Here is a 13,725-nt window from a genome sequence, read left to right on the forward strand (position 1 = left end):
GGTCGTCGGCTCAGGAGAAGACGACGGTGCGGCGGCCGTGCACCAGAATGCGGCCCTCGAGATGCCAGCGCAGGCCGCGGGCCAGCACCACGCGTTCGATATCGCGGCCTTGACGCACCATGTCGTGCACGGTGTCGGCGTGGTCGATGCGGGTGACGTCCTGTTCGAGAATCGGTCCGGCGTCGAGCTCCGGGGTCACGTAGTGGCAGGTCGCGCCGATCAGCTTCACACCGCGTGCGAAGGCCTGGTGGTACGGGCGCGCGCCCACGAAGGACGGCAGGAAGCTGTGGTGGATATTGAGCGCCTTGCCCGCCCAGTGCTCGCACAGCTCCCGGGGCAGCACCTGCATGAACCGGGCCAGCACCACCGCGTGCGGATCGTGCGCGTCGACCAGTTCGCGCACCTGCTCGAAGGCGGGCCCGCGTTCGGCCGGATCCTTCGGAAACGGCACGTAGTGAAACTTGACGCCGTGTGCCTCGGTCATGCCCGCGAGGTCGGGGTGGTTGCCGATGACGGCCTCGATGGTGGCGGGCAGTTCCCCGCTGCTCGCGCGGCCCAGCAGATCGTGCAGGCAGTGCCCGTCCCTACTGACCAGCAGCACCGCGCGGCGGCGCTCACCCGAATCGTGCACCTGCCATTCGGTTTCCGGGCCCAGTTCGGCGGCGACGGCGGTGAACCGCTCGCGCAGCTCGTCGAGTCCGAACGGAACGGTGCCGGCCTTGATGGCCTGCCGGGTGAAGAACCAGCCGATATCCGGATCGGAGTGGTAGCCGGCCTCCACGATCGACCCGCCGAAATCGGCGATGAACGAGGTGATGCGGGCGATGATGCCGGGACGGTCCGGGCAGCCCAGGGTCAGCACGTAACGACGATCATCGAGGTCGCCAGGGGTGGAGCTCATGGCATTGATGATCTCAGCAGCCACGATGCGGCCTGAGGCAGGGGCACGAGCTCAGAGCTCATAGAACGGATCGGCGTAGCGGAATTCGCCCTTGATCTCGGTGTCGAACGCGGTGAGCGGGCGGATCTGGAAGTGCGAGGTCCAATCGGACTGATCGGGCACGATGCCGAGGCGGGGGCCGGGGGCGAAGCCGAAGCGGGGGTAGTAGTCGAGGTGGCCGACGAGGCCGACCAGCGGCTCGTCCAGGGCATCGGCGGCGCCGAGGACGGCGTGCATGAGGGCGGAACCGACGCCGCCGGCCTGTGCGTCGGCGCGGACGCCGATCGGCCCGAGCGCGAGCACCGGGAACGGGCCGACCGCGGCCCGGGTGAGGCAGACGTGACCGACGATGTCGTCGTGCAGTTCGGCCACCATGGACAGGGTCGGCATCCAGCCGGAGTGATCGCGCAGCCGCCGGACCAGATCGACCTCGGGTGGTTCGGGGCGGGTGGTGGCATGGTCGGATCGATGCCCGCTGCCGGCGTTCGCGTAGTGGTCGGCGAAGGCGCTGCGATGCACCGCATCGATCGCGGCGAGGTCGCTGGTTCGTTCACGACGGATCAGCACAGGTACGAGTGTGCGCGACAGCGGTGGCGGCCCGCAATGGAATTCGCCACCTGTATGCCAAACTCACCGCTCATGACAGAGATTTCTCGTCGAGACGTGGCCGCGATGATCGACCACACCCTGCTGGCGCCGGAAGCGACCGGTCAGGAAGTCGACGCGCTGATCGAAGAGGCGCGTGAGCTGGGCGTGCTGGCGATCTGCGTCTCGCCGTCCATGCTGCCGGTGCGGGCGCCCGGCCTGGTGGTGGCGACCGTCGCGGGTTTTCCGTCCGGCAAACATCATTCGCTGGTGAAGGGTGCGGAGGCCCGGCTCGCGGTCGATCAGGGCGCGAACGAGGTGGATATGGTGATCGATATCGCCGCCGCCCGCACCGGCGACTACAACGCGGTGCTCGCCGACATCATCACCGTGCGCGAGTCCATGGGGGACCGGGCCGTGCTCAAGGTGATCATCGAATCGGCGACGCTCAGCGATGAGCAGATCGTGGGCGTGTGCCGGGTCGCCGAACAGGCGGGCGCGAATTTCGTGAAGACCTCCACCGGTTTCCATCCGGCGGGCGGCGCCAGTGCGCACGCGGTGCGGCTGATGGCGGAGACGGTCGGCGGGCGGCTCGGGGTCAAGGCCAGCGGCGGTATCCGCACCGCGGCGGCGGCGGCGGAGATGATCGCCGCCGGCGCCACGCGGTTGGGACTGTCGCGTTCTCGTGAAGTGCTGCAGGGGTTTCCGGCCTGAGCCGGTCGCCGCTCAGCAGGTGATGTTCTGCGTCTTGCCCTTGTCGTCGGTGGTCTGCAGGGTGGTGGGGCCGCCCTGCAGGCTGACCTTCAGCCCGTCCTGGGTGACCGCCACCCCGGTGGGCTTCAACCCCATCGGGTAGGTCTGCAGGCTCTGCGTCATGAGATCCACGATGCCCGAGACCAGATCGGTGGGCAGGCCGATGCCGAGGAACGACGCCGACATGGTCTCGACCTCGACCTTGTCGCCGACCACCTTCGGCTTGACCTGCAATTGGGCCAGCCCGCCCAGCACGGTGAAGCTCAGCGTGCCGGCCGAGGGATCGGAGGCGGCCGCGGAAACCAAGCCGCCCAACGTCTTCACGATGCCGTCATTGCTCCAGGTGACCTGGGCCTCGGAGCTGCCGATGGTGCCGCCGGCCTTACCGCCGTCCTGCAGCTCGATGTCGTGGAAGGTGGCGTGCACGGTCATGCCGACCGCCGGGCCGAACTTGGTGTCGTCGCTGTCCACCGTCACCGAGCCGACCTTGTTGTCGATCATGGTGAGCAGCATGGGTTTCGCGCCGAACGATACGTCGATCTTGGAGCCCATCTGCTGTTCGAACTGCGAACTGATGCAGTTGCCCACCTTGTTTCGGGCATACGCCTCACCACCGGCCAGCGCGCCGACCACGACCAGCACCAGCACCAGGCCGATCACGACGAACAGGGTCCGGCGACTGCGGCGGTTACCGGGCGAACCGCCTTGTCCGCCTCCCGTATTCGCGGTGGGCGGCGGTGTGAACGGCGGCTGCTGCCCGCCGCCGGGGATTGAGCCGGCGCCCGCCGCATAGGCGGCGGCCTCGCCCGGGCTGAGCGCCTCCGTACCGTGGTTGCCGAGCACCGCGGTCGGCTGGGGGCCGGTGTTCTGGGCTCCGACCTGTGCGGTTTCCCCCTGCCACCATTCGGCGGGCGGTGGCCCCTGGGCCGCGCCTCGGTCGTGGATTACCTGGGTGGCGTCGTCGTGCAGCACCTGAGTGGCGTCGGACGACTCGCCCGCACCCGCGGGATAGGGCGCTCCGCCGATGACCTCGGTCGGCGGTTCACCGGCCGGAGGTGTGCCGGGCTGTTCGCCGAGTTCGGCTGCGCCGCCGGGGATCCCGTAATTGGCAGCGCCGGGGTGTTCGGCCGCGGTGCCGTCCGCGCGCACCGCGTCGGTTTCCGGGGGGACGTTCTTGGCGTCGTCCGAGGTGGGGTTCGAACTCATGGCCGCGATTCTTCCCGAGCTTTCTGTGTGAGTTCTGTGCTTCTCATGAGGTGTCGGCACACACCCGGCGGAATGTGACATAACACACAGATGGTCGGCGTAGCCTGAGTGCATGGCTGGGATTCCCGCAGCGGAGCCGGACCCGGAACACGGCTGGCAGGCGCTACAAGAGTTGGCCGGTCGGCACGCCGGGTATTTCACCACCCGGCAGGTGCTGCACACCGGCTGTGAGTCCCATATCCGAGACGGGTTGCGGGACGGGTCGGTGGTCCGGGCCGGTGTCGGTTTGCTGCGCCTCGGGCGCTGGCCGGACGGGCCGCTCGACGAGTACGCCATGTGGTCGGCCTGGTTCGACGGCGCGGCCGCCGTATCCCATCACAGCGCCGCTGAACTGCACGGACTCGGACGGCTGCGGCCGCGCTTCGTGCATATGTCGGCGCGGATCGGCCGCTTCCCGCTCTCGCCCCGCCTGGTGGTGCTGCGCCGCAGTTTCGCCCGCAAGGATGTGGAGTCCGCGGGCACCTTCCTGGTGACGACCCCGTTGCGCACCGTGCTGGATCTGGCCGAGGCCGGGATCGGGCAGACGGCGCTCGACGAGGTCGTCGCCGATGCGGTGGCCATTCATCGCTGTGCGCGCGCCGAAATCCGTTCCGCCAGTACGGCACTCCCGCCCATGACCGCCGCCCGGCTGCACCGCGCTCTCACTCGTGTCTGAATTCCGCCGATGTGCCCCGCGGATTATGCGCCCGTTCTGCGACGTTCGAGTTTTGCGCGGCCCTGTTTCGTGGCAGGGTGACTGATCATGGGGATGGTCCGCGATGGCATGTGGGATCTGGCTTTTCCGCCCGGACCGCCCGAAAGAATGGCGGAGATGGTGTCGGCGGCGGTGGTCGCGGACGCGGTGCGGCGCTATGACGCCGATCTCGCGCAATCGGTGGAGACCAGCCGGGATTGGCGGCATGGGCATCGCCGCGTCTTCCGGGGGATCACCGCGCTGGCGGTGAGCTCGCCCCGGGTATCGCTCGGAATCGCCACCGACGGGCTGCATTCGGTGCGCACCGTGCTGCGCTTCGCCGCCGGGCGCACCGTCACTTCGCTGGAGGACGCCGATATGTCGGCGCCCGGCAAGGGGGCGGGGCTCGACACCGAGACGGTCACCGGAACCGGCACGCCGACAGCACGATTGGAAGTGCCCTGGCGCGGGCGAGTGCTGGCCGCGGACGAATTGCGGCGGCAACTGGTCGAATGGGAAGACCGCGGCATCTTCGAACCGGGTTTCGTGGCCGCGGTACAGCGCGTGATCGATCATCCGGAGTGGTTGCGGCTGCCCGGATTCCGGCTGACGGTGATCGGTGCGGCGGCGGAGCTGAGCCCGCTGAGCCCGCTGCTGGCCTGGGGCGCGGAGGTGCTCGCGGTCGATCGGCCCGGACGGGCGCGCTGGGATCGGCTGCGCGCACAGGCTCGCGCCGGCGCCGGGGCCGTATCCTTTCCCGCGGCGGCTGCCGGTCCGGGTGTGGATATCACCAGATACCTTCCGGCGCTGACGCACTGGATCGCCGCGCACACCGATGCCCGTCCGGCGCTCGGCCTGTACGCGGGCCTGCCCGGTGCGGCCGGTCTGCGCATTGCCGCCGCCTCCGATGTGCTCGCCGAATCCCTGCTGCGCGAGCATCCGGACGCCGCGCTGGCACTGCTCGGCTCGCCGACCGACTGCTACGCCGTCCCGGAATCGATCGTGCTCGCCGCCCGGGAACAGCTGGACCGCCGCGGAATTCGCGGAACCACCCAGGATGTGCTGCACCGGCTGGCCCCGAACTCGCTGTACCGCTTGAACTATCTGCGCCCCGTCCTGGACGCGGAGGGATCGCGCTGGGGCCTGTTCGACAACCTGCCCTACCTGAGCGGCCCGGATTACGCCCTCGCCCAGCGCCTCCCACGCTGGCGTGCCGTCCGCGCCCACTCCACCGGCCACGCCGTCTCCTACACCGTGGCCCCGCCCACCTGGAACTCCGCGGTCCACGAAAACCCCTGGCGCGCCGCCGCATACCGGGCCGCCACCCACTTCGGCATCGAGGTCTTCGACGCCGCGACCGCCCGGGTACTGCTGGCCGCCAAGCTGGTCGCCGACCTCATGACACCCGGGGAGTCGCCCGCGGGCACGCCCGAGACTGCCGACGGCTCGAGGGGCACCGCCGATAGCCCACGCGGAACCGCCGATAGCCCAGGCGAATCAGCCGGTGGCCCAAGGAATCCGGAGTTGCTGTTCACCGATGGCGCAGCCCACGGCGGTCTCTGGCGGCAACCCTTCACTCCCCGCTCGCTGCTGGCCCCGGCCGCGGTATCCGGCTCGCTGCAAGCACTCCGAGATCGCGTCGGCTCCGCCCTGGACCTCGACGACTGATCGGCCCCGGCCTCGCTCGTCATTCCGGCATATTGTCGGCCGGGCATCCACACCTGGGCCGCGCAGCGCGTCTCTCAGCGGCGCAACGGTTTCGGGTCCTGCCGCCTGCGGCGCGGTGCGGCACAGCGCTTCATGGAACGGTCGGCTTCCGGCGCTGAATTGTCCGGCCCCGAGTGGTTTTCGGGCGCGCGAATATCGCGGTCACGGGCTGTGCGCACGCCGGGATGGCGGGGGCGGGCGTCAGTGGGGGAGGGGCGCGACGGCTGACCAGGGGATGGTGAGCTGGTTGTCGCGGAGGCGGCGGCGCTGGGGGCGGAGGGGGAAACCCTGCTGGCGCAAGAGGTCTGCGGCGTGGCGCCAGCGGGCGCGGGGGCCGTAGGGGGCGAGGGGGGCGGCGTGGGACCAGGCGCGGTCGGCGGCGGTGAGGAGCGCGTGGATGGGTTCGCCGGGGATATTGCGGTGGATGAGGGCTTTGGGGAGGCGTTCGGCGAGGTCCGAGGGTTGGTCGACGGTGAAGGGGTCCCAGGCCAGGGTGAGGGTGCGGGGGCCGGTGCGGTCCAGCAGGATCCAGGCGCAGCGGCGGCCGAGTTCATCGCAGGTGCCGTCGAGCAGCAGGCCGCCGGGGGCGAGGCCGGACAGGATGGTCGACCAGGCCTCGGGGACAGCCGATTCCGGGTATTGGCGCAGCACATTGAAGGCGCGCACCAGGATCGGCCGCAGTCCGGCCAATTCGAAACCGCCGCGGGCGAACACGACCCCGTCCTGTCCGGGGACCACCCGCGCCGGATCGATTTCCAGGCCGGCCACGCGCAGATCCGCGCGCACGGTCCGTAGTCGCGCCGCCATTTCCAGGGTGGTGACCGGACTCGCGCCGTAGCCGAGGTCGACTACGAGTGGGTCGTCCGCATTCAGCAATCGTTCGGCGACCGTCGCCTCGTGCGCGAGCCATCGATCCCCGCGGCGCAGCCGGTTGATGCCGGTGGTGCCGCGGGTGATGGTGCCGATCGGTTTGATCAGCCGACGGGGTGCTGCTGATCCAGCCAGAGCTTCGTCACCTCGGCCTCGGCTCGGAACAGGTCGATCAGGTTCACCAGCATGAGCTGTTCGAGCTTGCGTCCGAGGAACGGGAGCTGCACATGCGCCTCCGAGGAGGTGCGCAGGGTGCAGCCGGTATCGGTGGGGAACAGCCGCATGGTGCCGTTCAGGGTGCCCGGTCCGCCGGGCATGAAAGTGGTGTATTCGCCGGTCACCTCGGGTCCGAAGGCCCCGTACCGCTCGGTGCGGGTGATCACCATGTCCTTGCGCATGACGGCCTGTGCGAGGTCTGGCAGGCTCTCTCGCGGCAGCACGTGGCGGGTTTCGACCTCTATCCCGGAATCACCGGATTCGAGGCGGACGAGGTCGTTGGGGGAGTGTTTACGCATCTCCTCGATCCGCGCGTCCCAGAGGTCGCGGTTCATGAGCGCCGCGTACACCTCTTTGGTGGTGTGCAGCGGATAGCGCGCGGAATAGTCGAGTCGGCGGGGCACGATCGGTCAGGTTACTGCCGTGCGGGCCGTGTCAGTGCGAACTCAGCCAATTGTCGGTGAACTCGGCCTCGCGTGCGAGCAGTTCGGTCAGGTGTTCCTGGATGGCGGCTTCGATCTTGCGGCCGAAGAGCGGGATCTTCACCTCGATCACGGCGTCCACCACGTAGGCGGAGCCGGTGCCCGAATCGCTGACGGTCAGTGTGCCGTTCACGCTGGCCGGTACGCCGTCCACGCGCGCTTCGACGGTGCCGCCGCTGCCGTTCCAGGTCTCGATGCGCGGGATCACCAGATCGCCCGGGCGCACCGCGGTGACCTGAGCGGGCAGTTCGGAGGCCGGAATCGCCTGGATCATCTCCACCCGCACCTGGTCGCCGGAGATGGAGAGCGATTCGATGCGGGCGTTGGGCCCGCCGACGGCCTCGATCCGGTCCTTCCAGTACTGCTCGTTCGAGAAGGCAGCGCGCACGGCGGCGGTGGAATGGGTCGATTGCCCAGTGAAGGCCAGAGGTGTCGCCATGGTCGGACAGGCTACCGTCTGTGCCTGTGCGTACAACTGGGGTGGTGTCCTTCGACGACGTGCGGGACCGGCTCGCCGGGACCGGCGCGAGCCTGCGGGCCGCGGTGCCGCTGGCGGAGCTGACGACGCTGCGGGTGGGCGGTCCCGCGATTGTCGCGGAGTGCGCGAGCACCGAATCGCTGGTGGCGACCGTGCGCGAGCTGGACGCGGCCGGAATTCCGGTGCTGCTCATCGCCGGTGGCTCCAATCTGCTGATCGCCGACGAGGGTTTCCCGGGCGTGGTCGTCCATATCGCCACGACCGACGTCGAGATCGGCGACGGCTTCGTGACCGCGGCGGCGGGTGCGAATTGGGATGCGGTGGTGGCGACTTCGGTCGAGGCGGGCTACGGCGGTCTCGAATGCCTTTCCGGCATACCGGGTTCCGCCGGCGCCACGCCGGTGCAGAATGTCGGCGCCTATGGCGTGGAGGTCGCCTCGCTGCTGCGCCGGGTGCGGCTGCTGGATCGTGCGAGCGGTGAGATTCGCTGGGCCGAACCGGGCGAGCTCGGATTCGGTTATCGCACTTCGGTGTTGAAGCACAGTTCGGCGGCGGTGGTGCTGGCGGTCGAATTCGCGCTGCGCGGCGATGGTTCCAGCGCACCGCTGGGTTATCGGGAGCTGGCGGCCGCGCTGGGTGCGCAGGAGGGGGAATCCCGTCCGGCCGCGCCGGTGCGGGCCGAGGTGCTGCGGCTGCGGGCGAGTAAGGGCATGGTGCTCGATCCGGGCGACCACGACACCTGGAGTGCCGGATCGTTCTTCACGAATCCGGTGGTTCCGGACAGCGACGCGGCGGCGGTGCGTGAGGCGATCGCCACATATGTCGGTCCCGATGTGGCGGTGCCCACCTGGCCGGTCGAGGGCGGGGTGAAGTTCTCCGCGGGTTGGCTCATCGAGCGCGCCGGATTCGCCAAGGGCTATCCGGACGCGGCGGCTCCGGCACGGCTGTCCACCAAACACACTTTGGCACTGACCAATCGGGGCGCGGCCTCCGCGGAAGATCTGGCGGTATTGGCGCGAACAGTTCGCCAGGGAGTTGCTGAACGGTTCCGAATCCATCTGGAACCGGAACCTGTCACAGTGGGAGTCACGCTGTAGGGGTGGCGGGGACCACGGTTTCGGCGGCTGGAGGTGTCGGTTTGCCCAGGTAACCTCGAGCGGGTGAGCAATCGAGGATTCCCGGTCCGGCGGGCAGCCGCTGTCATGGCCGCGCTGCTGGCGGTGGTGGCGCTGGTGGCCGGATGCACGTCCGATAAGGGCGGCGGCACCCCCGACAAGCCGGCCGTTCCCGCCGCCAAGGTGACCACAACCCCTGGTGACGGCACACAGAACGTCAACCCCACCGCCCCGGTCTCGGTCTCGGTGACCCAGGGCCGCATCGATCAGGTGGCGCTGACCAATCCGAACGGTAAGCAGGTCACCGGCGAGCTCGCCCCCGACCACAGTAGGTTCACCGTCACCGAACCGCTCGGATACGGCGTCACCTACAGCTGGTCCGGTACCGCCACCGGCACCGACGGCAAGCCGGTGCCGATCGAATCCAAGTTCACCACCGTCACCCCCAAGAACCAGGTGTCGGCGACGATCAATATCGCCGACAACCAGCAGGTCGGCATTGCCGCGCCGATCATCCTGCAGTTCAACTCGCATATCGACAACAAGGCGGCCGTCGAGAAGGCGCTGACCGTCACCACCACCCCCGCGGCCGAGGGTTCGTGGGCCTGGCTGCCCGATTCCAACGGCGGCTCCCGCGCGCACTGGCGGCCCCGCGAGTACTGGCAGCCCGGCACCACCGTGCACGTGGGCGCCAAGCTCTACGGTCTCGATATGGGTGAGGGCGCCTTCGGCACCGCCGATATCACCTCCGACTTCAAGATCGGCCGTTCGCAGATCGTGCGGGCCGTGGCCACCAGCCACCGCATGCAGGTCATCCGCGACGGGCAGACCGTGGTCGATATCCCCGTCAGCTACGGCGAGGGCAATGAGGATCGCAATGTGACGCGCTCCGGCATCCACGTGGTGACGGAGAAGTACGAGGATTTCGTCATGTCGAATCCGCCGTTCTACACGAATGCGCGCGAGCGCTGGGCGGTGCGCATCTCCAATAACGGCGAGTTCATCCACGCGAACCCGGAATCGATTTCCGCACAGGGTAATTCCAATGTCACCAACGGCTGCATCAACCTCAGCCCGAGTGATGCCCAGGCCTTCTTCCCGACCGCGCTCTACGGTGATCCGGTGGAGGTGACCGGCACCCGCATCAATCTCTCCGCGGCGGACGGCGACCTCTACGACTGGACCATCGACTGGGATACCTGGAAGAGCATGTCGGCGCTGCAGGCCGATCCGGCCACCGTGGTCTCGGCGGCTCCGGTCGCCCCGCAGGCGCCGGGCGGCGCCGCCCCGACCACACCGGGCGCTCGCTGACCTTCCGATAGTCACAGCACGTCCGGATAGTCACAGAACGGCGCAGGCACCCCACCGGGAGCGCCTGCGCCGCTTCCGTCTGCGCACGGGTTGTCGCGATGCGTGCACCGCGCGATATCCCGAGCTGCGTACAGAGTTATCGCCAGGTGCGAAGCCTGGGGAATGGCACTAATCTGCGTCGCAGGGAGCAGTGCGGAAGGTTGGACGGTGGTCGCGAGTACGTCGGCAACAGCGGCAACGGCTTTCGGGCGGCCGCTGAGCCCTTCGGAGCGCTGGTTCTGGATCATCGACCGGATTTCCCCGTCGAATTGCACCGCGCGGGTGCGCGTGCGCGGGCAGCTCACCGCCGAGCGAATCGAGTGCGCGGCAGCGGCATTGACCGCCGAATACCCGCTCCTGCGGGTGGGTGTGGCGGACGCGGGCAGTGGCGACCCCCGGTTGCTGCCGCTGCAGGATCCGCGAATTCCGGTGCGGCGACTGCTGTCCGATGATCCGCTGGCGTGGCAGTGCGCGATCGACGCCGAATTGATTTCCGCGACGTTCGCCGGTGACGGCCGGACCTCCGGCGATGATGCGGACGAGCCGTTCCGGATTCTCTTCGAGCACGTCGAAGAGCTGGTGAACCTGGCCATGGGCACCATGGCCTCCACCACGCTCGACCCGGTGGCGGTGGACCGCGCCCGCACGCTTGTCGGCAAGCTCTCCAGCTCCGTCCCCGCCGCCTATGCCCGCGCCGATGGCTCGACCACCCTCGGCCGCTGCCGCGAACTCGGCTTGGCCCAGGATCATGCGTCCGGTTTGGCCATGCTCATGGCCGTCGCGGGCACCGACACCCTGGCCAGCGCCATGAGCCGCATGGTTGCCCTGCTGCACGACAGTGGTGACCAGCGCGCGCTGCTGGCCGCACCGGAGCGCACTCCCGACGCCGTTCGCGAGACCCTGCGGGTCACCAGCCCGGCCTATCTGGTGGGGCGCTCCGTCACCGCCGATGTGGAAATCGCGGGCCGCCAACTGATTGCGGGCGAACATGTCAAAATCCTGACCTGGTCAATCAACAATGCTGCCGGAAAATTCAGCATCCACCGCGATTACAATCCGGAGGCCCGCCAGCTCTGGTTCGGCGGCGGCCGTCACCTCTGCTTGGGCGCACAACTCGTCCATTCGGAGCTGACGGCGTTGCTCGGGGCGCTGACCGCCAACGGCCGTCCGTGGGAAATCGTCGAACGCCGTTACCGCAGAAACGTTTTCATCCCCACGTACGAGACGTTGCGGATTCGCCTGACCGATTGATGTTCGGCCGCAGTGGATCCCGGCCAAGAGTAGGCCGGGATGGCGGGGCTGCGGCCGGGATGGCGGGGCTGCGGCCGGGATGGCGGGGCTGCGGCCGGGATGGCGGGGCTGCGGCCGGGATGGCGGGGACTGTCGTCCCGGCAGGGTCAGCTGCGGCGGGCGAAGCGGCCGGCTTCGGCCTGGTCGCGGGGCTTCACGACGATGGTGTCGAGGTTGACGTGCGGTGGGCGGGAGGCGACGAAGCCGACGATCTCGGCGATATCGGTGGCCAGCAGCGGGTCGATGCCCTCGTAGACCTTGGCGGCGCGTTCGGCGTCGCCGTCGAATCGGACCAGGGAGAATTCGGTTTCGACTGCGCCGGGGGCGATTTCGGTGAGGCGCACCGGCTGTCCGAGGAGTTCGCCGCGCAGGGTGCGGTGCAGCACCGCCTGGGCGTGCTTGGCGGAGGTGTAGCCGGAACCGTTGTCGTAGTGGACGAATGCCGCCACCGAGGTGATGGTGACGATGAGGCCGTCGCCGGACGCGATGAGTTTCGGCAGCAGCGCCTTGGTCAGACGCAGCGTGCCGAGCACATTGGTCTCCCACATCCAGCGCCAGTCGTCCAGATCGGCCTCGGCGACCGGCGCCAAACCCTTTGCGCCACCGGCATTGTTGACCAGCACGTGCACCTCGCCGATCGCCTCGGTGAAGGCCCGCACCGACTCGTCGCCGGTCACGTCCAGCGGCAGCGCCGTCCCGCCGATCTCCGCGGCCAGCTGCTCCAGCCGATCGATCCGACGCGCCCCCACCACCACGTGGTACCCCTGCTTCGCGAGTTCCCGGGCAGTAGCCTCCCCGATCCCCGAACTGGCCCCGGTCACGACAGCGGTACGAATGCTCATGCTCAGAGCCTAAACACGGCGTGTCCGCCCCGCCCCGCCGAGGTTCCGCCGTGGCGACGTGGGCAGTGCGATCCCCCTGCTCCGACCACGCATCCGCCGCGTGACCGCTTTTGCGTCAGGGTGAGCGCTACGCCCCCGTGCCCATTTGTGTCAGGGGAGCGCGAGTCCCGCCATGTGCTGCGAAGCCTGCCGCGCGGGCGCGCGAGCGAAGCCTTCCCCGCGGACGCGCGAGCGAAGCCTGCCGCGCGGGCGCGAGAGTCCGGCACCCCCTGCCGGTTAGCCTGGCGGGTATGGCGATTCGGGAAGTAGTCAGCGCGGACGGCACCACCATCGTTTACCGGGTCACCGGTCCGGAGGGTGCGCGGCCGCTGGTGCTGCTGCACGGCTGGTCCGGAAACCTGCGGTGCTGGGGTCGCGCCGCGGACGATCTGGCCGGGCGATTCCGGGTGATCGCGCTGGATCTGCGCGGCCACGGCTACTCCGACGCCCCCGAGGCCGGATACGACGACCCGAAGAACTGGGCCGCCGACGTGGCCGCCGTGCTGGCCGCCGAGGGCATCGCCGACGGCGCGGTCCTGCTGGGCTGGTCCTACGGCGGCATCGTGCTCAGCGACTACCTCGCCGCCTACGGCACCGGCGCGGTCGCGGGCGTCGTCTACACCGGATCGCAGGCGGGCATCGGCAGGGGAGTCCCGGGTGCGCAGCCCGGCCCGGCCATGCAGAAGGCCATTCCCGATGTCTTCGAGGAGAGCGCCGGTCGCGCCATGCGCGGTTTCGGGGCGTTCGGCAGCGCCAATACCGGGCCCGGCCGGGACAAGGGCGGCGACGCCCAGCGGCTGTTCGGTGGCAGCCTCGCCACCCTGCCGCGGGTGCGCAAGGCGCTGTTCTACCGCACTGTCGACAACACCGAAACCCTGCGCACGCTGGATGTTCCGGTCTTCGTCATGCACGGCACCGCCGATCCGGTGGTCGAGGTCGCGAACGGCCGCTACATCGCCGAGACCGTCCCGAACGCGAGCACGTCCTACTGGGAGGGCGCGCAGCACGGCCTGTTCGTCGAGGACCCCGAACGCTTTGTCGCGGAACTCACGGCCTTCGTGGAATCCCTGGGCTGACCGGGCGCTTTCCTGTGAGCAGGGTCACTTCGTAGGGTAACCC

14 protein-coding genes are annotated in these 13,725 nt (G+C 69.2%); 7 read left to right on the forward strand and 7 right to left on the reverse strand.

Annotated features, from left to right (window positions below; all coding sequences use genetic code 11):
- Positions 1-10 precede the first annotated feature (10 nt).
- A complete protein-coding gene (gene purU, locus OG716_RS34000; RefSeq protein WP_405134475.1) occupies positions 11-901 on the reverse strand; it encodes a formyltetrahydrofolate deformylase in 891 nt (296 codons plus the stop codon).
- Between the two features lie 51 nt (positions 902-952).
- Complete coding sequence (locus tag OG716_RS34005) at positions 953-1,507, reverse strand: GNAT family N-acetyltransferase (protein ID WP_405134476.1); 555 nt, start codon at positions 1,505-1,507, stop codon at positions 953-955.
- Positions 1,508-1,579: 72 nt separating this feature from the next.
- On the opposite strand from OG716_RS34005, the gene deoC reads away from it, so the two are divergent.
- A complete protein-coding gene (gene deoC / locus OG716_RS34010; RefSeq protein ID WP_405134477.1) occupies positions 1,580-2,239 on the forward strand; it encodes a deoxyribose-phosphate aldolase in 660 nt (219 codons plus the stop codon).
- Positions 2,240-2,251: 12 nt separating this feature from the next.
- Here deoC and OG716_RS34015 read toward each other — a convergent pair whose 3' ends face one another.
- Positions 2,252-3,484, reverse strand: coding sequence for an LmeA family phospholipid-binding protein (locus OG716_RS34015; protein ID WP_405134478.1), 1,233 nt, complete (start codon positions 3,482-3,484; stop codon positions 2,252-2,254).
- Positions 3,485-3,596: 112 nt separating this feature from the next.
- Between OG716_RS34015 and OG716_RS34020 the strand changes: the two genes are divergently transcribed.
- On the forward strand, positions 3,597-4,199 hold the full coding sequence (locus OG716_RS34020) for a type IV toxin-antitoxin system AbiEi family antitoxin domain-containing protein (RefSeq protein WP_405134479.1): 603 nt from the start codon (positions 3,597-3,599) through the stop codon (positions 4,197-4,199).
- A gap of 87 nt (positions 4,200-4,286) precedes the next feature.
- Positions 4,287-5,885 (forward strand): hypothetical protein, encoded by a 1,599-nt coding sequence (locus OG716_RS34025; protein WP_405134480.1) that lies wholly within the window; start codon positions 4,287-4,289, stop codon positions 5,883-5,885.
- A gap of 240 nt (positions 5,886-6,125) precedes the next feature.
- Here OG716_RS34025 and OG716_RS34030 read toward each other — a convergent pair whose 3' ends face one another.
- From OG716_RS34030 to OG716_RS34040, 3 genes are read right to left on the reverse strand one after another with little or no spacing between them, the layout of a single operon-like run.
- Positions 6,126-6,902 carry a class I SAM-dependent methyltransferase gene (locus OG716_RS34030; RefSeq protein ID WP_405140098.1) on the reverse strand — a complete coding sequence of 259 codons (777 nt, stop codon included), beginning with the start codon at positions 6,900-6,902 and terminating at the stop codon, positions 6,126-6,128.
- The gene (locus OG716_RS34035) at positions 6,899-7,414 is read right to left on the reverse strand and encodes a DUF2505 domain-containing protein (RefSeq protein WP_327142478.1); all 516 of its coding nucleotides are present in this window, start codon (positions 7,412-7,414) and stop codon (positions 6,899-6,901) included. The genes OG716_RS34030 and OG716_RS34035 overlap by 4 nt, the downstream gene beginning before the upstream one ends.
- A 31-nt stretch (positions 7,415-7,445) precedes the next feature.
- Positions 7,446-7,931, reverse strand: coding sequence for a DUF2505 domain-containing protein (locus OG716_RS34040; RefSeq protein ID WP_355129147.1), 486 nt, complete (start codon positions 7,929-7,931; stop codon positions 7,446-7,448).
- 92 nt (positions 7,932-8,023) lie between these two features.
- Between OG716_RS34040 and OG716_RS34045 the strand changes: the two genes are divergently transcribed.
- From OG716_RS34045 to OG716_RS34055, 3 genes are all read left to right on the forward strand, one after another.
- On the forward strand, positions 8,024-9,067 hold the full coding sequence (locus OG716_RS34045) for a UDP-N-acetylmuramate dehydrogenase (RefSeq protein ID WP_405140100.1): 1,044 nt from the start codon (positions 8,024-8,026) through the stop codon (positions 9,065-9,067).
- Positions 9,068-9,172: 105 nt separating this feature from the next.
- Positions 9,173-10,396 carry an Ig-like domain-containing protein gene (locus tag OG716_RS34050; RefSeq protein WP_405140102.1) on the forward strand — a complete coding sequence of 408 codons (1,224 nt, stop codon included), beginning with the start codon at positions 9,173-9,175 and terminating at the stop codon, positions 10,394-10,396.
- 207 nt (positions 10,397-10,603) lie between these two features.
- A complete protein-coding gene (locus OG716_RS34055; protein WP_405134481.1) occupies positions 10,604-11,686 on the forward strand; it encodes a cytochrome P450 in 1,083 nt (360 codons plus the stop codon).
- 146 nt (positions 11,687-11,832) lie between these two features.
- Here OG716_RS34055 and OG716_RS34060 read toward each other — a convergent pair whose 3' ends face one another.
- On the reverse strand, positions 11,833-12,567 hold the full coding sequence (locus OG716_RS34060) for an SDR family NAD(P)-dependent oxidoreductase (RefSeq protein WP_405134482.1): 735 nt from the start codon (positions 12,565-12,567) through the stop codon (positions 11,833-11,835).
- 290 nt (positions 12,568-12,857) lie between these two features.
- Here OG716_RS34060 and OG716_RS34065 point away from each other — a divergent pair, with 290 nt between their 5' ends.
- Positions 12,858-13,682 (forward strand): alpha/beta fold hydrolase, encoded by an 825-nt coding sequence (locus OG716_RS34065; RefSeq protein ID WP_405134483.1) that lies wholly within the window; start codon positions 12,858-12,860, stop codon positions 13,680-13,682.
- Positions 13,683-13,725 lie beyond the last annotated feature (43 nt).

It is taken from the genome of Nocardia sp. NBC_01388 (assembly GCF_045040085.1).
Taxonomy (GTDB): Bacteria; Actinomycetota; Actinomycetes; order Mycobacteriales; family Mycobacteriaceae; genus Nocardia.

What these genes read in the sequence shown, in the direction of transcription:
- purU (WP_405134475.1), bottom strand. Translation starts at nt 901, where the DNA reads ATGAGCTCCACCCCTGGCGACCTCGATGATCGTCGTTACGTGCTGACC.
- deoC (WP_405134477.1), top strand. Translation starts at nt 1,580, where the DNA reads ATGACAGAGATTTCTCGTCGAGACGTGGCCGCGATGATCGACCACACC.
- OG716_RS34015 (WP_405134478.1), bottom strand. Translation starts at nt 3,484, where the DNA reads ATGAGTTCGAACCCCACCTCGGACGACGCCAAGAACGTCCCCCCGGAA.
- OG716_RS34020 (WP_405134479.1), top strand. Translation starts at nt 3,597, where the DNA reads ATGGCTGGGATTCCCGCAGCGGAGCCGGACCCGGAACACGGCTGGCAG.
- OG716_RS34025 (WP_405134480.1), top strand. Translation starts at nt 4,287, where the DNA reads ATGGGGATGGTCCGCGATGGCATGTGGGATCTGGCTTTTCCGCCCGGA.
- OG716_RS34040 (WP_355129147.1), bottom strand. Translation starts at nt 7,931, where the DNA reads ATGGCGACACCTCTGGCCTTCACTGGGCAATCGACCCATTCCACCGCC.
- OG716_RS34050 (WP_405140102.1), top strand. Translation starts at nt 9,173, where the DNA reads ATGGCCGCGCTGCTGGCGGTGGTGGCGCTGGTGGCCGGATGCACGTCC.
- OG716_RS34060 (WP_405134482.1), bottom strand. Translation starts at nt 12,567, where the DNA reads ATGAGCATTCGTACCGCTGTCGTGACCGGGGCCAGTTCGGGGATCGGG.
- OG716_RS34065 (WP_405134483.1), top strand. Translation starts at nt 12,858, where the DNA reads ATGGCGATTCGGGAAGTAGTCAGCGCGGACGGCACCACCATCGTTTAC.